Here is an 18,000-nt window from a genome sequence, read left to right as displayed (position 1 = left end):
ATCGCGCATGGCCTACATCGACTCCACCACCATCGGCTGGGGCTCCGGCTCCGGTTCGGCCTCCGCCTACAAGCACGACGGGTCGCAACTGACCGTGATGTCGTGGTTCTGCGGCGCGGGCGGCGACACGCAGGGCGCGGACGCGGTCCCCAACGTGAGGGTCACCCGGGCCGCGAACCACTGGGACGTGGCCCTCGCCACGCACGCCTGGAACAACCCGCACTGCGAGGTCTGGAAGGGCGACATCCGCCGGGCCCCGGTCGAGAAGTGGCCGGTGTGCGACATCTTCTGGGCGTCGCCCGAGTGCCCGAAGTGGTCGGCGGCGCGGGGCGTGAAGCGCGACTTCGACAAGACGCTCCAGGGCCAGATCGACTTTGACGAGCCCGAGTTCAAGAGCGACAGGGAGCGCCGGGCAGCCGAGGAGCGCTCGCGCGCCCTGATGGAAGAAGTCCCGATGTACCTGCGCGGCGTGATCGCCAGGGGCGGCCTGGTCAAGGCCGGGGTGGTTGAGAACGTGATCGACTGCCGCGACTGGGACGACTGGGACCGGTGGATGGCCGAGTTCGACAAGATGGGCTACGAGACCAAGGTGTGCGCGATCAACTCGATGCACGTCGACCCGCGCAGCCTCGACCACATTCCCCAGAGCCGTGACCGGCTGTACGTCGTCTACTGGCACAGGAGCCTGGGCCGCACCCCCCAGTGGGACAAGTGGATCCTGCGCCCCGAGGCGTTCTGCTTCGACTGCGACGAGAAGGTGGAGGCCGTCCAGGTCTTCCGTAAGGCGGGCAAGGACATGGGCCGGTACCGCCAGAGCTACGACTACCGATGCCCGCGCAAGACGTGCCGCGCGATCGTCGAGCCGATGGTGATGCCCGCCTCGGCCGCGATCGACTGGTCGATCCCCGGGACGCCGATCGGCGACCGCCCCAAGAGCGACGAGTGCCCCGAGGGCTTGGCCCCGGCGACCATCGCCCGGATGCGGGCCGGCTTCAAGCAGTTCTGGGGATGGGGTGAAGAGGTGGCCGACGACGGCCAGGACTCGCTGTTCGGCGACACGTCCAGCGCCGCGCAGACCGAGGCCGGTCCGCTCCTCGTCCCGACCGGCGGGACGTGGAGGAACCACGCGGTCACGCTCGACCGGCCGATGTCCACCCGCACGACCGTCGAGACCGACGGCCTGGCCCTCCCGCCGTTCCTCGTGCCCTGCGAGGGCCGCGACGGCAAGAAGCCGATGAGCCTGACCGACCCGCTGCGCACCCAGACGGCTCGCCTGGAGACCGCCATCGCGTACGCACCGTTCGTGATCCCGATGCGGGGCGGCGGCGACAAGGAGAAGGCCCGGCACATCAGCGCCCCGCTCCACACGGTCTCGGCCGGCGGCAACCACCACGGCTTGGTGACCGCGTCCGAGCACCTGCTCGTGCCGTACTACGGCAACGGCCAGGCCCGCCAGCTCAGCGAGCCCATCGGCGCCCTGCCGACCAGGGACCGGTACGCGCTGGTCAAGGGCAGCTTCAACCTGGACGACGTCCTGTTCCGGATGCTCCAGCCCAAGGAGATCGCGCGGGCGATGGCGTTCCGCAAGGGCTACAAGGTCATGGGCTCCAAGCGGCACCAGGTGCGGCAGCTCGGGAACGCGGTCACCCCGGGCGTCGCGGAGAACCTGTACTGCGCGCTGTATGAGGCGATCACGGGCGAGGAGCTGTCGCGCTTCGCGGAGGGACGCGGCCCGCTGTCCCTCCTGCTGGCCGCCTGACCTGCGATTTCTTTCGATCCCCTGGGGTGCAACCGGTACCCCAGGGGTCCCCCCGCGTTAGTCATAGTGTCCACCCACTAAGCACACTCCATGGAGGCCGCAATGACCACCAAGCTCATCCCCGCCAGCCTCGCGGCGGCCATCGCGCAGGAAGCGGCGAAGTACGCGTCCAACCCGCTGCGGCAGTCGCAGGTGCTCGGCGTCCTGGTCCACGCCGGATACAGCGCCCGGGAGATCGCCGGCTTCACCGGCACTCAGTGGGACGAGATCGACCGGCGCCTGGCGCTCCTCGACCTGGTCGACGCGGGCAAGGGAGCCATGCGCGAAGGGCTCCTGCCGGTCGACCTGGCCGGGTGCATCGCCTGGCTGAGCGAGGCGAACCAGCAGTTGATGCTCAACCGCTGGCTGCGCGGCGACTTCCGCAACGCCCGGCACGCGGAGCGGTACGCGCTCTCGATCCGCGAGGACGAGCAGCCCCAGGTGAGCTTCTGACCTGCGAGGAAACTTCCTCGATCCATTTCCCATAACCGGTTTACCTAAATCGACTACGGGAATGATGGAAGTAGACCCACTCACCCACCACCCCCCACCACGGAGGTCACCATGCGAGCACTCACCCAGGACATCGCGATCGAGGACAACGCCCCGTACTACCTCCTGGAAGTCACCCGCCAGCCCGGCCAGAAGGACGAGATCACCGAGGACGTCATGTCCGGCGCGGCGGTCCGCGAAGCGATCGTCCTGGAACTGGCGGTCGGCACCGGCGAGATCGAGCAGAACGACCCGTCCGAGGTCGTCGTCCGCTGGACCCACCGCGGCCAGACCACGCGGAGCTGCACCTACTCGAAGGTCTGCTAGCTCGGCGCGGCCGGTGGGGCGCGTAAGCGAGGGAATCCCACCGGCCGCCATACGCAGCCCAGAACCGAAGGGCCTCACAACCCAACCAGGCGCGTGAGGCCCACCGTACCCCCCATTCAGATCACCGGAGGAACGCGTGAGCACCGAGACCACCACCGAGACCCGCGAGTTCATCATCGTCGGCCAGGAGCGCGGCGCGAGCTACCAGCTGTGGGACGTCGCCCCCGCCCCGACCGACCCCACGAAGCGCGCCATCGCGCTCGAGGAAATCGGGATCGACGCGTACGACGCGTTCGGCTCGGTCCACACCGAGCACGCCGCCAGCGCCCGCGAGGCCGTCGACCGCCTCGTGAACGAGCTGCGCGAACAGTCCGGGATCGGCTCGTACGGCCTGGCCGAGGACAGTCAGCTCGACAACTACAACGCGGACCCCGCCCCGCAGCCGGCCACCGCCGAGCCCGAGCCGTTCGGCCGCGCGCACACCCTGTCGGCCACCCGGGACAGCGGCTACCGCATCCAGGCCAGCAGCACCCCCGGTCTCCCCGTCTTCAACGTGGACGGCCTGCCGATCCGGCACCCGAACGAGACCAGGGACCGCGTGCGAGCCGGGGTCATCAACAGCGGCCTGGACTGGCCGATGGCGAACGTGCTCGTCCGGCTCACCCCGATCACCCGGGAGGACGGCAGCAGCGTCGGCACCAGCGGCCTTGACCTGGCCATCGCCTGCTCGGTCCTCGCGGCGGCCGGCCAGGTCCCCGCCGACTGCCTGGCGGGCGTCGCCCTGGTCGGCGAACTCGGCCTCGACGGCTCCCTGCGGGTTCCGTACGACTTGACCAACGTGGTCCGCACCGCGGCATCCGGCGGCGCCACCACGGTGATCGTCCCCACCCCGGCCGTGGACGACGCGGCCACCGCGGGCGTCCGGGTGATCGGCGCCGCCTCCCTGGACGAGGCCCTGGCCCTCCTCGCCGGCCACTGGCACCACCCGGAGGGCTGCGCCCACTGCACCCCCGACGGTGACGCCGAACCGCACCAGCCGTGCACCACCGAGGCCCTGTGCCCGGCCTGCCAGGAGAGCGGCCCGGCCCCGTTCTGACCGGTGGGCGCCGGGCGGGCCCCGCACTGGCCCGGCGCCTCCCCTCCACCACCACCCGAAATGCAACGGAAGGGCAGCACCACCATGAGCGTCAACCCTGATCAGATCCAGTTCACCGCGTACGGCCCCGACCGTTTCGCCGAGCACCTGCCGTTCGCCCGACGCGGCTACCTGTTCACCGTCCCCGGCAGCTTCCCGGAGGACACCCCCGCCCACACCAACGTGACCGACTGGGAGATGGCGGTCTACCGCAAGCACGGCGAGTGGGAGGCGCGGGACGTCAACGGCGACCGGAAGGTCTGGGGCGTCGGCCCCACCCGGCGAGACGCGGCCGGGCTCGCGTTCCACGGGATCGCCCGCAAGCGCCGCTACCGCGCGGCCGACATCGCCAACGCGCGCCATCTGTGCGGCCTGGAGACCGTCCCCCCTTACGCGGTCGAGGTCACCGACAGCGTGACCCTCGTCCTGACCCCGCAGGCCATCGCCCACCTGGTCCGGATCGAGGCGACCGACTTCGGGCACCCGGCCAACTACCACGTGACCAACCCGGACGGCAGCGGCGCGTACGTCATCGAGGCCGGGGAGAACGTGGAGCTGCGGACCCTGGAGGTCGGCGTCCTGCACATCCGGTGCGGCCACGACCCGGAGTGGGCCCACCGGTTCGAGAACGAGACCGACGCCCTGGACCACGTCCGCGAGGAGCTGGCCGTCTGGGCAGTCTGCCCGGACTCCCCGGGCGCACCCGCGGCCGACGACCAGCAGCCCGAGGACGAGGACCAGGCGGCCGAGCCCGCCCAGTAGCAGCCGCTCGCCCCGTGGGGCCGTGACCGGAACCCCGGTCACGGCCCCACCTGCGGTTCTAAGCGCTTCACCGGCCCCAGCTCACTACCCCCCAAGTGGCGGCAACGAGGCGGCCACAACCCCGCCCACGGGCCGACAGTGCCCGGATTCCCTACCCTTCCCACCCCACCAGAGAGGCCCCGCATGGTCAGCAGCGGACAGCTTGAGATCGCCCTGCCCGGCTTCGGGCCCGAGGTCCCCGACCTGACCTCGTACCGGTGGATCCTCGCGAACGTCAGCGCGGGCAAGGACAGCATGGCGATGCTCGCCGAGCTGATGCTGCACGCCACGGCGGCCGGCGTCGTGGACCGGATCGTCGTCGTGCACGCCGACCTGGGCGACGCCGAGTGGGATGGCACCCGCGACCTGGCCGCCGAGCATGCCGCGTTCTACGACCTGCGGTTCGAGGTCGTGGCCCGCACCGGCTCCGGCCTCCTCGAACGCATCGAAGAACGCGGCATGTTCCCGTCAGCAGACAACAGGTGGTGTACCTCGGACTTCAAGCGAGGGCCGGTCAGGCGCCTGATCACCGCCCTGGTCCGCGAGGCCGAAGCAGCTGGCCACACCGGGCCGGTGCGCATCCTCAACGTCATGGGCCTGCGTGCCGAGGAGTCCCCGGCCCGCCGCAAGCTCCTCGCGTTCACCCACGACGGCTCATGGACGTGCCCGTGCGCCGAGTGCGAGCGGCGCCAGCGCAAGGCGAAGTGGTACAAGGCCCGCAAGCTGCCGGTCCCCAAGCACGCCAACCCGGGGTGGGGCGCGTCGAACACGCTGCGGTACGTCGACACCTGGCTGCCGGTGCACTCCTGGTCGACCACCGAAGTGTGGACGGCGGTGTGGGCATCCGGGCTGCGCGTCCACCCCGCGTATGCGGCCGGGATGCCCCGCCTGTCGTGCGTGTTCTGCGTCCTGGCGTCCCGGTCGGCGCTCGTGCGCGCCGCCCAGCTCCAGCCCGCCCTGGCCGCCCGGTACGCGGTGGTGGAGGCCAAGACGGGGCACCGGTTCCGCCTGGACGTGTCGATGGCCGAGATCATCGCCGAGGCCGAGGCATCGCCCCAGGTCGCGGCGGTCGCCTGCTGGGAGGGGTGACCACTGTGCGTGTGTGTATCATCCCTCTCCGCGGTCGGCTGTCCTGAGCAGCGGCGCAGCCGTCCGCACGCGCCGGTAGTGCAACAGCAGCACGCCCACCTTCCGGGTGGGAGGTCCTGGTTCAAATCCAGGCCGGCGCTCCACCTCGAAGCCCCCGACCGGCCCCGGCCGCTCGGGGGCTTCGCCGTACCGCCCTGGCCTGCGCTGATGCCCCGAGGGTGAGCCGTTCGGGTCGGCTACCATCGCCGCCCTCTCAGCGGACCCGTCACAGGAGCGGCCCCATGTTCCACGGCTCGATTCCCGCGCCCCTCCGGTCGATCATCTACGAGCACGCCGGGACGTGGCCCGAGGGCGACATCTACGTCGGCTGCTCCGGGAACATGACGATCGAAAGAGTGCTGCACGAGAAGTTCGGCAGCTCCCGGCCGGTCCACGGCAACGACATCCAGGCGTACTCGTGCGCGCTGGGCTGGTACCTCGCCGGTGACCCGCTGGAGTACACGCTGCGCGAGGAGTACGAGGAGGAACTGGGCTGGCTCCACCCCTACCTGGAAGACCGCGCCGACCTGATGGCGACGCTGATGCTGGGCACGCGGTTCCTCCAGTACGTCGGCAAGGAAGGCGTGTACTACCGGCGGATGATGGCCGCCACCCAGGACCAGTGGCCGCGTATGCACGAGAAGACGGCCACGAAGCTGCGCGGCCTGGAGACCCGCCTCGGCTCGTTCTACGCCGGCGACGTCCGTGACTACCTCGACCAGGTCCCGCCCGAGGCGCCGGTCGTCATGTTCCCGCCGTTCTACTCCGGGGACTACACCAGCCAGTTCGCGCCGATCGACGCCGCCTTCGACTGGCCCGAGCCGACGTTCGGCGAGCTGGACGAGAACGGCAAGGAACGGATCATCGAGCAGGTCCAGGACCGGCCCAACTGGGTGCTCGGCCTGCACATCGAACGCCCCGAGCTGCGCCGCCAGCTCGCCGGCGTCGTCCAGACCGCGAACCGCGGCCTGCCGATCTACGTGTACGCCGCCGCAGGTCCCCGGCGCATCGTGCGGCCCCGACAGCCCGTCGAGCCGATCCCGATGCCGAAGATCGGCAAGGACGACGTCCTCGGCGACCGGATGACCCTGCACATCCTGACGGGCGGCCAGTTCGCGGCGATCCGCTCCCAGTTCATGTCCAAGACGATCAAGCCCGGCAGCCCGCTGATCGCGTGCGGTGTCGCGGTCGACGGGAAGCTGATCGGCGCGTTCGCGTACCTGCCGCCAAAGTTCGACCCGAACACCGCCTACCTGATGTCGGACTTCCCGGTGTCGTGGACCCGCTACCGGCGCCTGGCCAAACTGATCGTGATGGCGGCCTCCACGAAGGAGGCGCAGCTCCTCATCCAACGCTCGCTGTCGAAGCGGATCACCGGCTGGGCCACCACCGCGTTCACGGACAGGCCCAACAGCGCGAAGTACGGCCGGGGCATCCCCGGCGTGCGCCTCCAGAAGCGCACCGAGGCCACCCCCAAGGACCCGGGCGACGGCATCCACCGCTATCAGCTCCAGTACGGCGGGCCCATCGGCCAGTACGACCTCGCCGGCGCACTGGAGCTGTGGAAGACGAAGCACGGTAAGGACGAGCGATGATCGACACGACCACCCCCCTGTTCCGGCCCCGGCTCGTTCGGCGTGACCCGCGGCTCCTCACCCGCCTCGAAGTCAACGCGAGGTTCATGCGGAAGGAGGAGTACGACCGCCTGGTGGAGAACGTCCGCCGCGACGGCTGCCTCACCTCCACCCCGCTGATCTACTCCGGCGGCGAGTACGACGAGGGCCGCGAACTCGTCCTGTCCGGGAACCACCGCACGATGGCGTCGGTCGACGCGGGCCTCGAAGAGATCGACTGCATGTTGATCGAAGAGGCCCTGACGCGGCAGCAGCTCGTCGCGATCCAGCTCTCGCACAACGCCATCGCGGGCGAAGACGACCCCGCCACGCTCAAGCAGCTCTACGAGGAGCTTGACGACGTCGACTGGCGCGCCTACTCCGGTCTGGACGACGACCAGCTCAAGCTCCTCGCCGAAGTCAGCCCCGAAGGACTCTCGGAAGCGAACCTCGACTTCGCCACCGTGTCGCTGATCTTCCTGCCCGCCGAGCTGGAAGCTGCCCGCACCGCGTTCGAGGAAGCACGCCTCGGCCAGAACGAGAGCTGGCTCGCCGCCCGCTCCGACTACGAGCAGACCCTAGACACCCTCGCCTCCACGCACGCCGCCCACAAGGTCGGCAACGTGGCGACCGCCCTCCACGCCATCCTCGCCATCACCGAGGCCCACCTGACCGACCTCCAGGCCGGCTACACCCACGAAGACGGCACCGCGGCGCACACGGGGCACGTCGGCCTGGAGACCGTCATCGGCGCCCGCACTCTCCCAGCACCCGCGGCCGTCACCATCAACAAGGCCATCGCAGCAGCAGAAGGGCGCGGCGAGATCGAGCAAGGGCAGGGCTGGAGGCTCCTGGAACGCCTGGCGGGTGAGTACCTGTCCGGCCCCAACTACGACCCGGACGGTCAGCCGTGACCACGAACGCCCCGATCACACTCAGCCCCTCCCTCGACCCCTGGGAACGCCAGCAGGGTGAAACCGTCCGCCGGCACGGACAGTTCGTCACATACCGGGACCTCGGTAGGGCCCGCACCCTGGCGAAAGCTGCCGAAAGCCTGACTCTCGCGTACGGGCACGTGAAGAACACCGCGGCCGAGTTTCGGTGGCGGGAGCGCGTCGAGGCGTGGGACCGGCACCTGGACCGGCTGTACGAGGCGACGTGGCTGGAGGAGCGCCGCAAGGCCGCCGAGTCCGACGCGAAGATCCTCGGGGCGGCGATCGGGAAGCTGGCGCAGCGCCTGGGCACCCTGCGCGCCGAGGAGCTGTCGGCGGGCGACTTCATCCGGCTGATGGATGTGGCTATGAGGCACAGGCGCGTTTTGTTCGGCGATCCCACGGAGACGATCGCGGTCACGGGGCAGGGCGGGAACCCGCTCGCGGTGCAGCTCGCCGAGTTCGCCCAGATGCCCGAGGAGCTGCGCCGCGTGCGCCTCGCCGACCTGGCCGAGGCGGTCAATCGGCGGCTTAGGGCGGTCGATGGCAGCGACGACGAGGACGACGGTGGCGAGGCGTACCCGGCCGCCGGCGAGGACGACGACAGCGACGAGGAGACGTACCCGGCATCCGGCAGGGACGGGGAGAGCGGCGAGGAGTGAGGGCGCACCAGGCTCCCGGCGAGCTGGACCACCTTGACGACGCGGCGGTGCTCCAGCAGTTGGAGGCCGCCAAGAAGTCCATGAGCCGGGATCTGCTGCGGGACCCGGTGACGCTGGCCCGGGGCCTGGATGGCACGTACCGGATGCGCCCGCACCTGCGGGTGATCGGCGACGCCCTGGCCGAGGTCGGCAGGGGTGAGCTGGACCGGCTGCTGATCCTGACGCCGCCGCAGGTCGGCAAGAGCACCACCGTCGCCGAGTGGTTCCCGTTCTGGTGGCTGGCCCTGTACCCGATGGACAGGGTCGCGGTCACCTCGTACGGCGACGACCTGGCGCTGAGGCGCGGCAAGACGATCCGCAGCTACGTCGAGGAGTACGGCGATGAGTACGAGCTGTTCATGCAGCCCGGCTCAGGGGCGATGCAGGACTGGCTGCTCACCAAGGGCGGCGGTGTCCGCTCGGTGTCGGTCGGCAAGGGCCTGACTGGGCACCCGGTGAACTTGTTGATCGTGGACGATCCGCACAAGGACCGCGCCGACGCCGAGTCGGAGGCGTCTCGGCGGGCGCTGCACGACTGGTACTCGTCCACCGCGCTCAAGCGCCTCCAGGCGGACCGCAACGCGGTGGTCGGCATCCAGACGCGCTGGCACCCGGACGACTGGGCCGGGCGGCGCCTGGCTGAGGAGGGCCGGATCGAGAACGGCGGCCGGTGGAAGGTGATCCACCTGCCTGCGGTGGCCGACCCGAAGTTCGGGCCCGATCCGCTCGGCCGCGCCCCCGGCGACCCGCTGCCGCACCCGAAGATCCCGACGCGGAACCGGAAGAAGCTCAAGGCGTGGTGGGCGGAGATGAAGGCCACGTCGATCGTGCGGGACTGGCACAGCCTCGCCCAGGGCGACCCGCAGCCTGCCGAAGGCGCGTTGGTGTCGGACGAGTTGCTGCGGATGCTGCGGGACACGACCACCCAGGTCGAGCCGCAGAAGATCGCCGTGGCGATCGACCCGTCCGGTGGCGGCCGGGACGTCGCCGGCGTCGTCGGCGGCTTCTTCGGCGACGACAAGCGGGTCTGGATCACCCACGACGTGTCTGCGCCGATGTCGTCGGCGGACTGGTCCACCGCGGCTTGCCGCCTCGCGCACCAGACGAACGCGGCAGTGATCTACGTGGAGTGGAACTACGGCCGCGACATGTGCGTGCTGGCCATCGAAACGTCGTGGCAGAAGCTCGTGGACGAGGGCGAGATCTCGGCCGACGTCCTCATGCCGCAGATCGCGCCGGTGCGCGCCAAGCAAGGCAAGCTGCTCCGCGCGGAGCCCGTGGCGCAGCAGATGGTCCAGGACCGGGTGCGGCTGCGCGGCGTGTTCACCGACCTGGAGCGGGAGTGGGCGACGTGGATGCCGTCCGACCCCGAGAGCCCGGGTCGCATCGACGCGTCGTGCATCCTCGTGTACGGCCTGATCCCCGAGGCGAACAAGGGCGCCATCGTCCACGCCCCGCTGCCGCAGGCCCCGCAGCCCGGAGGCCGCCAGGCGCCGCCCTCGGCGGGACCGTACGGGCGGCGCATCGGGAAGTAGGCGAGTCGCGGCGGAGGCACCCGCATCCGGTGACGAACATCCGCGAACGCTCCACCTGCGGCGCGCCGTCCTGCGATCATCAAGGCCCCGAGCGAGCGACACGAACTGAGGTAGCACCATGGCGTGGGCCTACGCGGAACTGGCCAAGGAAGCAGCCAAGCGCGGCGGTCCCGCCGCGCTACGAGCCTTCTACACCGGGCGAGGCGTCATCATCGGCAGCGCCCTCACCGGCGCCGCCATCGCCGGAACCGTGGCCCACGACAAGTGGAGCAAGCGCCGCGCCGCCACCGCGGCTGCCGAGCCGGCGCCCGAGACCACCACGAAGACGCCGGCACCCGGCGACGCCCCGGAGCCAGCGCGCAGCTGACCCCGGCCCGGGTCCGTTCTACAACGCCGGGATCACGCCCCCGGCGAGGTCCCGCGTAACGTCCGCGAGATCGCGGACCTGGTCGCCTTCGGCCAGTTGAAGTACCGGGACGCGTGGCGCTGACGGACACGTCCGCCAGGTGAGCCCGTGGGAAACTCGGGGCATGGACCGCACCCTTGGCGACGTCGCCCTCCGCGAGCACCTGCAACGCAACCCAGAGGCGCAGCACGCGGCGCTCCACGACCCCGAGTTCGCCGCCGAGACACACCGGCTGCGCCAGGTCCTGGATCATCTCGACGCCGCTCTGGCCGCCGAGGGCCTGGACGACGAGGCCCGCAAGCGCGTCGGGGCGCACCTCGCAGCCGAGTGCCTGGGCACCGACGACTCCAACGCCAGGATGCGGGACCGCGCACAGGCCGTGCGAAGCCTGTACGAACAGGGTCTGGTGCACGTCAGCAGCCTCTGACCGCAACGGTTGTACGCCCGGGGGCCGGCCCCGTCACACTGGGCAGGTGATGAAGCTGCCCCGCGTGGAGTGCCCGAGTTGCACACGGCAGATTGCGGCCGGGCTGGTTGCCGGCCGCCTCAGCAAGGGCCGGATCTGGAGGCACGACGCCCCCGACGCCCGCCGTGACGCCCACGGCCACCTGCTGTCGTGCGCCGGATCGCTGGAGATCGTAGACCTGCCGTACGGGCAGATGGAGATCGCCATCGAGGAGCCCGAGGCCGCCCCCGAAGAAGAAGCGATGGCCCTGTTCTGATCACGGCCCCGCACAGTTTTTGATCTAAAAACCGGGCCTGACCTGCACAGATCTCGCCGGACCCCACTGTTCCAGATGGCTTATCATCCCCGCCTGACTCGGCCGGATGATCTGCCATCGGGGTACGGAAATGATCAGTCTCGTAGAACTCGCGCTCCTCGCGCTCGCCGGATACCGCGGCACACAGCTCGTCGTCCATGACTCGATCCTCGATCCGGTACGCGCCCGGATCGACGCCTGGCAGCAGCGGCGGCCCACGTCCGCGTTCCGCGACGCGATCGTCACGCTGATCTCCTGCGTCTACTGCTCGGGCTTCTGGGTGTGCGGGGCCCTGCTCCTCGTCTGGCTCCTCGTCACCGACCAGTGGCACGGCACCCCGGTCCTGGTCCACGGCTTCGAGTGGCTGGCCCTCGCCGGCGCGGCCGTCCTCCTCAACCGCTGGGACGACGCCCGCAAGGACGACCACTGATGGCGGGTAGGCAGCTCACCGCCTCGGCGTCCCGGTACACGTCCCGCAAGATCCGGGGACGCGGCGCCGGCGACCAGTCGTGGCAGTCCCGCGCCTACGACATGTACCACCAGGTCCCCGAGGTCCGGTTCGCCGCCTCCTGGATCGGCAATGCCATGTCCGGCGCCCGCCTGTTCGCCGGCCGCCGCGCCGACGACGGCACGATCGAGCCCGCCCCCGACGAGCACCGCGCCGCCGAGATCGTCGCCCAGATCGCCGGAGGCCCTGACGGCCAGTCGAAGATGCTCGGCGCGTTCGGCCGGCACCTGACCGTCCCCGGCGAGGGCTGGATCGTCGTACGCCCCAACGACGAAGTCCTCTCCCCGTACAGCCCCGAGGACGGGCACGACTGGCGCGTCCTGTCGGTCAAGGAGGTCAAGCAGCAGTCCGGCAAGCTGATGGCCGAGATCGACGGCGACGAAGTCCCGATCCCCGAAGGCGACCCCGAGTCGATGGACCCGGACGGCCCTGTCGCGATCCGTGTATGGGAACCCGACCCCGAGCGTGCCATCGAGGCCGACAGCCCCGTCCGCTCCAGCCTGGAGCTGCTGGAGGAACTGCTCCTCCTCAACGCCGCCGTGAAGGCCATCGCCCGGTCCCGCATCACCGGCCGGGGTCTGCTCCTCATCCCGAAGGGCACCAGGTTCCCGACGTCCGGCACCCAGGGCGGCGCCGAGGACGATCTGATCGAGACGTTCATGGCTATCGCCGAGACGGCGATCCGTGATCCCGAGTCGGCCGCCGCGACAGTGCCGATCATCCTGGAACTCCCCGCGGACACCATCGCCGACTTCAAGCTGATCAAGTTCGAGTCGGAGTTTGACGAACTCGCCATCAAGCTCCGCGAGGAGGCCGTAAAGCGCTTCGCGACCGGCCTGGAGATCCCCGCCGAGATCCTGCTCGGCCTCGGCGACGTGAACCACTGGGGGGCCTGGGCGCTCACCTCGGAGGCGATCCGCCTCGGCATCGAACCCAAGCTGGCCACGGTGTCGTACGCGCTCACCCAGCAGTGGCTGCGGCCGATCCTCGAATCGGAGAACGTCGAGGACTGGCACCGCTGGCTCGTCTGGTACGACACCAGCCCGCTGCGGGTGCGCACCAACCGCAGCGAGACGGCGTTGCAGGCCCACGACCGGGGCGTCATCTCGGACGAGGCCCTGCGCCGCGAGACCGGGTTCGATGAGTCCGACGCCCCCGACGCGGCCGAGGTCGCCCGCCGCTTCCCGGCCCCGGCCGAGAACCCCGACCCCGACGCGGACAACGAGACCGAGACGCCGCCGACCCCGCCCGAGCTGCCCGTGGACGAGTCCGAAGCACCCCCGGACACGCTCGCCTCCGCCGGCCCCGGGGACGGGCTCCTCGCCGCCGCTGACGGCCTGATCTGGGGCGCGCTCACCGCCGCCGGTGAGAAGCTGCGCAAGACCCCGGCCTGCCCCCGCTCGGAGCGTGCCAAGGCCCGCGACATCGACTCGGCCCGCCTGCACACGCTCCTGCCGGTCGACGCCGCCCAGGTCGAGCAGTGGCGGCTCCTCGATGGCGCCTGGTCCCGGGCGGGCGAGATCGCCGGACGCTACGGCCTCGACGCCGAGTGCCTGACCGCCTCGCTCGACGGGTACGCCCGCGAGCTGATCGCGGCCGGCGTCGAGCACGAATACAGGCTCGTGCAGACCGTCCTCACCTCCTGCTTGGCGACAGCGGCATGACCCCGCGCCCCGCCCGGCCAGGCGCCGAGATACAGGACACCAGCGGGCTCGCCCTGCACCCCGGATCACTCCGGACCGGCTGGTGTGCCATGTGCAAGGCGTGGACGCACATCACCGCGGACCTGCTGCTCCTCACCCCGACCGGCCTGTCCACGGTCGGCACGTGGGCGTGGTGTGAGGTCTGCGACGACCCAGACAGCCCGCTCCCGGCAAGGAGGATCGACCGTGCCTGACCACGACCAGCCGCGCCCCGAGCAGGACGCCCCTGAGCCGATCGTCACCAGCGTCACCGCCAACTCCACGCCCGACCGTGGATGCCGGGCCTGCGGGCAGAACACGCTCCAGATCGTCACCGTCACCGCGCTCATCCGCTCCGAGGAACGCGTGGTCGGCGGCTGGGCCCTGTGCGCCTCCTGCGGGGCATCCCCGCATCCCGTGATGGAGGTGCCCGATGCCTGACCGCAACCGCCAGCTCGACCAGGCAGAGGCCGACTTCGCCGAAGCGGTCGCCCTGGCGCTCACCGAGACCGCCGACGAGTTCGCCGACGCCGTCCAGGCCGCGACCGAGCTGGTCGCCGCCCGGTTCTCCGTCGGCCGGATCGCCCGCATGTGGAACAACCGGGTCACCGGCCTCGTACGGCGCCTCCTGGGCACTGCGGAGACGGCGGCCACCGCGGCGGCCGAGGACGTCGGCGGTGAACTCCCCGAAGGCTGGGACGACCTTCCCGGCCGGTACGACGACGACACGCTGCCCGAGGGCCTGAGCCGGTACGTCGAGACGACCGAGCACCTGCTGCGCGCGGTCGGCGACCGCCTGGCCGACGCCACCCGCGCCGAGCTGGCGGCCGGGGTCGGCGCCGGCGAGGACATCGACCAGCTGCGGGCCCGCCTGCGCGCCGCCTTCACCCGCGAAGGCGCACACCTGGGCCCCGTACGGGAGCAGCGCATCGCCCAGACCGAGGCGTCCCGGGCGTGGAACACGTCGACGCTGGCCGCCGCCGAGGCCGCGACCGGCACGGAACGGCCCCTGGTGAAGCAGTGGGTCACCCGCCATGACGCGAAGGTCCGCACCGCGCACGACCAGGTCGACGGACAGATCCGGCTGCTGGCCGAGCCGTTCACCGTCGCCGGCGTCGAGATGCAGACCCCCGGCGACCCGACCGCCCCGGCCGGCCTCGTCATCAACTGCCGATGCCGCCTGGCGGTCGCCCCCGAACTCCGGGCTGCGGCCTTGAAATCTCAGACGAGCCCCGAGGCCGGAATTTCAGATGCAAGGGAGAACCATGTGGATGCCCACCAGTCCCGGACCGCTGCTGGTGGTCACACGGGCGCGATGATCGCCCTGGTGCCGAGCGAGGAAGACGCGGCCCGCCTGGTCCTCGACGCCACCGGCTCGGAACCCGCCGAGGAACTGCACCTGACCCTGTTCTACCTGGGCGAGGGCGCCGACTGGGACGACGAGCACCGCGCCGACCTGATCGCCGCCCTCCGCTCCCGGACCCCCGACTTCGGCGAGCCCATCGCCGCGCGGGCGTTCGGAGCGAACCAGTGGAACGCCGACGGCGAGGACCCCTGTTGGGTGTGGTCGGTCGGCGACGACCGCGACCGCCCCCAGGACGCCCCGACGCTCGAGACCGCCCGCTGGGCGGCCACCTACGCGCTGGAGGACATGCACCGCCAGCCGTCCCTTCCGACGCAGCACACACCGTGGCAGCCCCACGTGTGCGCCGCGTACACCCGCAGCCCGTCCCTGCTGACCGCGATGAACCAGCGCCTCGGCCCGATCCGCTTCGACAGGCTGCGGGTCGCGTTCGCCGGGGAGCACACCGACATCCCGCTCGGCCGGGACGAGGAGGCAACAACGATGGACGAAGACGAGAACGTGACGACCGGCCCGGTGGCCGCCCGCGCCTGGTCCACGCCCGGCGACACGGCGTTGGCGTTCGAGAACACCGAGACCGGTGACGGCCGCGTGTTCCGGCCCGGGTCGCTGTACTGGTCCGGCGCCGGGCCGTGGCCGCTCCAGTACGCCGACGAGATGCTGATGGGCCACCAGGGCGCAGAGCTGGCCGGTTCCATCCAGACCATCGGCCGCGCCGGAGACCGCATCACCGGGGCCGGAGTGCTCTACCCCGGCCTGGCGGCTGGGTCCGACGCGCTCATGCTGCTGGAGGAGAAGGCGCCCCTCGGGATCTCGGTCGACCTGGACGATGTGAGCGTGGAGTTCGTGGACCGTAGCTCCCGCGGCGAGGACCAGGAGGAAGGCGGCGTCATCCTGCTCGCCTCCCTGCCGTCGGCGTCTCTGTTCCGCATGGACGAGGGCTCCTGGTCGCTGTCCGCCACGGAGACGACGGGCTTCACCGCATGCGGGGACTACCTGACCCGCAAGGCGAACGCCTCGCAGCTCATCACCGGCCCGGACGGCCGCGTGTCCGCCGCCGCGGTGCGGGCCGCGCTCTCCGCGACGGGCACGCTCACCGCGGCTGCCGGTGACCGCGACGACCAGGACCAAGGCACTGTCGTCCACAGCGAGTCGTCCGGCGACCTGCTGATGCGCATCACCCGGGCCCGCCTGCGCGGCGCCACCCTCGTGGCGATGCCCGCCTACGACCAGGCGCGGATCGTGCTGGACGACCAGCCCGAGCCCCGCCCGGTCGAGGACGATGACGAGTGGTGGTCGGCGGCCGGCGCGTCCCCCGCTCAGCTCAAGGTCGTGAACTTCGTGAAGTCGGCCCCGGCCCCGGTCGGTGCCCGCGACGTCGCCCGAGGGCTGAGCATCAAGATGGAGACGGCGCGCGGCCACCTCGCGAAGGCGGCGAAGGCCGGTCTGATCGTCCGCCTCGCCCGGGGTTTGTACGTCGGCCCGTCCACCGACATGGCCGTGACCGCCTCCGCCGTGCCCCTGGGCGACGAGGAAGAGACCGAGGCCATGCGCGACCTGGTCGCGTCGGCGTGGACGGCGATGCAGGACTCCGACCCGATGCCCGCCGAGTGGTTCCGTGAGCCCACCGCCGAGGAACTGCCGCCCGGCTCCGGCGGCGTGCACTACGCGAACGGCCGCGTGTACGGGTGGGTCGCCCAGAACGGAGAGCCGCACGCCGGCTACCCCGGGAAGAAGCTGACGATCGAGTCCCTGGGGAAGCTGGACCTGACGCACTTCCTGCGGGCCCGGTTCAAGCTCGATGACGGCTCGCTGGTGAAGGCGGGCGCCTTCACCATGAACGTCGGCCACCACCGCGACGGCGCGGAGTGTGAGACCGTCGTATGCCAGTTCGATGACACCAGGAGCGTCGCCGGGATCGTGACGGTCGGCCAGAACGCGGGCGGCCTCTGGTTCTCAGGCGCGGCGGCTCCCTGGCTGTCTGAGTGGGACCGCAGCGTCTTTGCCGCGTGCCAGCCGAGCTACCACATGAAGGCCGGACCCAACGGCCAGTGGCAGCTCCGCGCGGTCCTCTCCGTGCCGGTCCCCGGGCACTCCTCGCCGCTCCTCGCCACCGCGGTGGCCGAGCGCTCGAACCTCGCCCTGGCGGCGTCGGCCGCTGTCGCCCTGGAGCGTCCGGACACGTCCGGACACGTCGCGGACAACCGTCCGGACACGTCCGCCACAGCGACGGACACGGACACGGACACCGTCCCTGAGCAGGGCGGACACCGTCCGGACACTGTCCGGACACCGCCTCTGCGGAGCGGCGACGTGGACGCAGTCGCCTCGGCACTGCTGTCCAGCGTGCCGTTCTTGGAAGTCCTCGTGTCGGCGCTCGACCGGCACCAGGAGCAGCGGGACGCCGCCAAGGAAGAAGCCGCGCGGCTCGCCGCGTCGGTCATCGCACCGGCCCGAGCCGAGATCGCGGCCGGCCACACCACCATGGGAGGGGAAGCCTGATGGGCTGCGCCTGCAACAAGAACAAGAAGCAGTGGCAGGTCGTCGCGGACGGCGGCAGCGGACGGGTCCTGTTCACGTCCACGTCGGAAGCCACGGCCAAGGCCGTCTCCAAGCGGTACGAGAACAGCAAGGTCCAGGAGAAGCCGAAGGAGGAACCCGCCACGGCCGAGCAGGCGTGATCGCTGCTTGACAGGAGCCAGCTCCGGGGGGACCACCTCGGGCTATGCTGGCTCCGAGCGGTCGGTGAGGACATCCCTGCCGCTCAACGCTGACGCTGCTGGTTTTGGGCCGGGCACTCGCTACCGCTCTACGGAGA

19 protein-coding genes and 1 tRNA gene are annotated in these 18,000 nt (G+C 70.9%); all 20 read left to right on the top strand.

What is annotated here, in order from left to right; genetic code table 11:
• Positions 1 to 7 precede the first annotated feature (7 nt).
• Positions 8 to 1,759 carry a DNA cytosine methyltransferase gene (locus tag E6R62_RS16960; RefSeq protein WP_136214272.1) on the top strand — a complete coding sequence of 584 codons (1,752 nt, stop codon included), beginning with the start codon at positions 8 to 10 and terminating at the stop codon, positions 1,757 to 1,759.
• A gap of 102 nt (positions 1,760 to 1,861) precedes the next feature.
• Entirely contained in the window at positions 1,862 to 2,251 is a 390-nt protein-coding gene (locus E6R62_RS16955; protein ID WP_136214271.1) for a hypothetical protein, read from the top strand.
• 111 nt (positions 2,252 to 2,362) lie between these two features.
• Complete coding sequence (locus tag E6R62_RS16950; protein WP_136214270.1) at positions 2,363 to 2,617, top strand: hypothetical protein; 255 nt, start codon at positions 2,363 to 2,365, stop codon at positions 2,615 to 2,617.
• 136 nt (positions 2,618 to 2,753) lie between these two features.
• The gene (locus tag E6R62_RS16945) at positions 2,754 to 3,713 is read left to right on the top strand and encodes a magnesium chelatase domain-containing protein (RefSeq protein ID WP_136214269.1); all 960 of its coding nucleotides are present in this window, start codon (positions 2,754 to 2,756) and stop codon (positions 3,711 to 3,713) included.
• 84 nt (positions 3,714 to 3,797) lie between these two features.
• Entirely contained in the window at positions 3,798 to 4,514 is a 717-nt protein-coding gene (locus E6R62_RS16940; RefSeq protein WP_136214268.1) for a hypothetical protein, read from the top strand.
• Positions 4,515 to 4,697: 183 nt separating this feature from the next.
• The gene (locus tag E6R62_RS16935; protein WP_136214267.1) at positions 4,698 to 5,642 is read left to right on the top strand and encodes a phosphoadenosine phosphosulfate reductase family protein; all 945 of its coding nucleotides are present in this window, start codon (positions 4,698 to 4,700) and stop codon (positions 5,640 to 5,642) included.
• 69 nt (positions 5,643 to 5,711) lie between these two features.
• A tRNA-Gly gene (locus E6R62_RS16930) sits at positions 5,712 to 5,785 on the top strand.
• A gap of 138 nt (positions 5,786 to 5,923) precedes the next feature.
• Positions 5,924 to 7,276, top strand: coding sequence for a hypothetical protein (locus tag E6R62_RS16925; RefSeq protein WP_136214266.1), 1,353 nt, complete (start codon positions 5,924 to 5,926; stop codon positions 7,274 to 7,276).
• Positions 7,273 to 8,208: a ParB N-terminal domain-containing protein gene (locus E6R62_RS16920; protein ID WP_136214265.1), complete on the top strand. Its 936-nt coding sequence runs from the start codon at positions 7,273 to 7,275 to the stop codon at positions 8,206 to 8,208. Before E6R62_RS16925 ends, E6R62_RS16920 begins: the two co-directional genes overlap by 4 nt.
• Positions 8,205 to 8,888, top strand: coding sequence for a hypothetical protein (locus E6R62_RS16915; RefSeq protein ID WP_136214264.1), 684 nt, complete (start codon positions 8,205 to 8,207; stop codon positions 8,886 to 8,888). Before E6R62_RS16920 ends, E6R62_RS16915 begins: the two co-directional genes overlap by 4 nt.
• A complete protein-coding gene (locus tag E6R62_RS16910; RefSeq protein WP_168714078.1) occupies positions 8,885 to 10,462 on the top strand; it encodes a hypothetical protein in 1,578 nt (525 codons plus the stop codon). Before E6R62_RS16915 ends, E6R62_RS16910 begins: the two co-directional genes overlap by 4 nt.
• A gap of 118 nt (positions 10,463 to 10,580) precedes the next feature.
• Positions 10,581 to 10,829 (top strand): hypothetical protein, encoded by a 249-nt coding sequence (locus tag E6R62_RS16905; RefSeq protein ID WP_136214263.1) that lies wholly within the window; start codon positions 10,581 to 10,583, stop codon positions 10,827 to 10,829.
• A 163-nt stretch (positions 10,830 to 10,992) separates the two neighbouring features.
• Positions 10,993 to 11,295: a hypothetical protein gene (locus E6R62_RS16900; protein WP_136214262.1), complete on the top strand. Its 303-nt coding sequence runs from the start codon at positions 10,993 to 10,995 to the stop codon at positions 11,293 to 11,295.
• A 46-nt stretch (positions 11,296 to 11,341) separates the two neighbouring features.
• Positions 11,342 to 11,590, top strand: coding sequence for a hypothetical protein (locus E6R62_RS16895; protein ID WP_136214261.1), 249 nt, complete (start codon positions 11,342 to 11,344; stop codon positions 11,588 to 11,590).
• A 130-nt stretch (positions 11,591 to 11,720) separates the two neighbouring features.
• Positions 11,721 to 12,059, top strand: a complete 339-nt coding sequence (locus E6R62_RS16890; protein ID WP_136214260.1) for a DUF1360 domain-containing protein — start codon at positions 11,721 to 11,723, stop codon at positions 12,057 to 12,059.
• On the top strand, positions 12,059 to 13,801 hold the full coding sequence (locus E6R62_RS16885) for a hypothetical protein (protein ID WP_136214259.1): 1,743 nt from the start codon (positions 12,059 to 12,061) through the stop codon (positions 13,799 to 13,801). The genes E6R62_RS16890 and E6R62_RS16885 overlap by 1 nt, the downstream gene beginning before the upstream one ends.
• Positions 13,798 to 14,034 carry a hypothetical protein gene (locus E6R62_RS16880; RefSeq protein WP_136214258.1) on the top strand — a complete coding sequence of 79 codons (237 nt, stop codon included), beginning with the start codon at positions 13,798 to 13,800 and terminating at the stop codon, positions 14,032 to 14,034. Before E6R62_RS16885 ends, E6R62_RS16880 begins: the two co-directional genes overlap by 4 nt.
• Positions 14,027 to 14,260, top strand: a complete 234-nt coding sequence (locus E6R62_RS16875) for a hypothetical protein (RefSeq protein ID WP_136214257.1) — start codon at positions 14,027 to 14,029, stop codon at positions 14,258 to 14,260. The genes E6R62_RS16880 and E6R62_RS16875 overlap by 8 nt, the downstream gene beginning before the upstream one ends.
• The gene (locus E6R62_RS16870; protein WP_136214256.1) at positions 14,253 to 17,684 is read left to right on the top strand and encodes a phage minor head protein; all 3,432 of its coding nucleotides are present in this window, start codon (positions 14,253 to 14,255) and stop codon (positions 17,682 to 17,684) included. The genes E6R62_RS16875 and E6R62_RS16870 overlap by 8 nt, the downstream gene beginning before the upstream one ends.
• A complete protein-coding gene (locus E6R62_RS16865; protein WP_136214255.1) occupies positions 17,684 to 17,863 on the top strand; it encodes a hypothetical protein in 180 nt (59 codons plus the stop codon). The genes E6R62_RS16870 and E6R62_RS16865 overlap by 1 nt, the downstream gene beginning before the upstream one ends.
• Positions 17,864 to 18,000: the final 137 nt, after the last annotated feature.

This window comes from Streptomyces sp. A1136 (assembly GCF_004795055.1).
Classification (GTDB): domain Bacteria; phylum Actinomycetota; class Actinomycetes; order Streptomycetales; family Streptomycetaceae; genus Streptomyces.
This window is presented reverse-complemented; position numbering and strand designations above follow the sequence as displayed.

Bases quoted from the DNA above. Each gene is read 5' to 3' on its own strand.
- E6R62_RS16960 (WP_136214272.1), top strand. From the start codon at position 8: ATGGCCTACATCGACTCCACCACCATCGGCTGGGGCTCCGGCTCCGGT.
- E6R62_RS16955 (WP_136214271.1), top strand. From the start codon at position 1,862: ATGACCACCAAGCTCATCCCCGCCAGCCTCGCGGCGGCCATCGCGCAG.
- E6R62_RS16950 (WP_136214270.1), top strand. From the start codon at position 2,363: ATGCGAGCACTCACCCAGGACATCGCGATCGAGGACAACGCCCCGTAC.
- E6R62_RS16940 (WP_136214268.1), top strand. From the start codon at position 3,798: ATGAGCGTCAACCCTGATCAGATCCAGTTCACCGCGTACGGCCCCGAC.
- E6R62_RS16935 (WP_136214267.1), top strand. From the start codon at position 4,698: ATGGTCAGCAGCGGACAGCTTGAGATCGCCCTGCCCGGCTTCGGGCCC.
- E6R62_RS16925 (WP_136214266.1), top strand. From the start codon at position 5,924: ATGTTCCACGGCTCGATTCCCGCGCCCCTCCGGTCGATCATCTACGAG.
- E6R62_RS16920 (WP_136214265.1), top strand. From the start codon at position 7,273: ATGATCGACACGACCACCCCCCTGTTCCGGCCCCGGCTCGTTCGGCGT.
- E6R62_RS16905 (WP_136214263.1), top strand. From the start codon at position 10,581: ATGGCGTGGGCCTACGCGGAACTGGCCAAGGAAGCAGCCAAGCGCGGC.
- E6R62_RS16900 (WP_136214262.1), top strand. From the start codon at position 10,993: ATGGACCGCACCCTTGGCGACGTCGCCCTCCGCGAGCACCTGCAACGC.
- E6R62_RS16890 (WP_136214260.1), top strand. From the start codon at position 11,721: ATGATCAGTCTCGTAGAACTCGCGCTCCTCGCGCTCGCCGGATACCGC.
- E6R62_RS16885 (WP_136214259.1), top strand. From the start codon at position 12,059: ATGGCGGGTAGGCAGCTCACCGCCTCGGCGTCCCGGTACACGTCCCGC.
- E6R62_RS16880 (WP_136214258.1), top strand. From the start codon at position 13,798: ATGACCCCGCGCCCCGCCCGGCCAGGCGCCGAGATACAGGACACCAGC.
- E6R62_RS16870 (WP_136214256.1), top strand. From the start codon at position 14,253: ATGCCTGACCGCAACCGCCAGCTCGACCAGGCAGAGGCCGACTTCGCC.
- E6R62_RS16865 (WP_136214255.1), top strand. From the start codon at position 17,684: ATGGGCTGCGCCTGCAACAAGAACAAGAAGCAGTGGCAGGTCGTCGCG.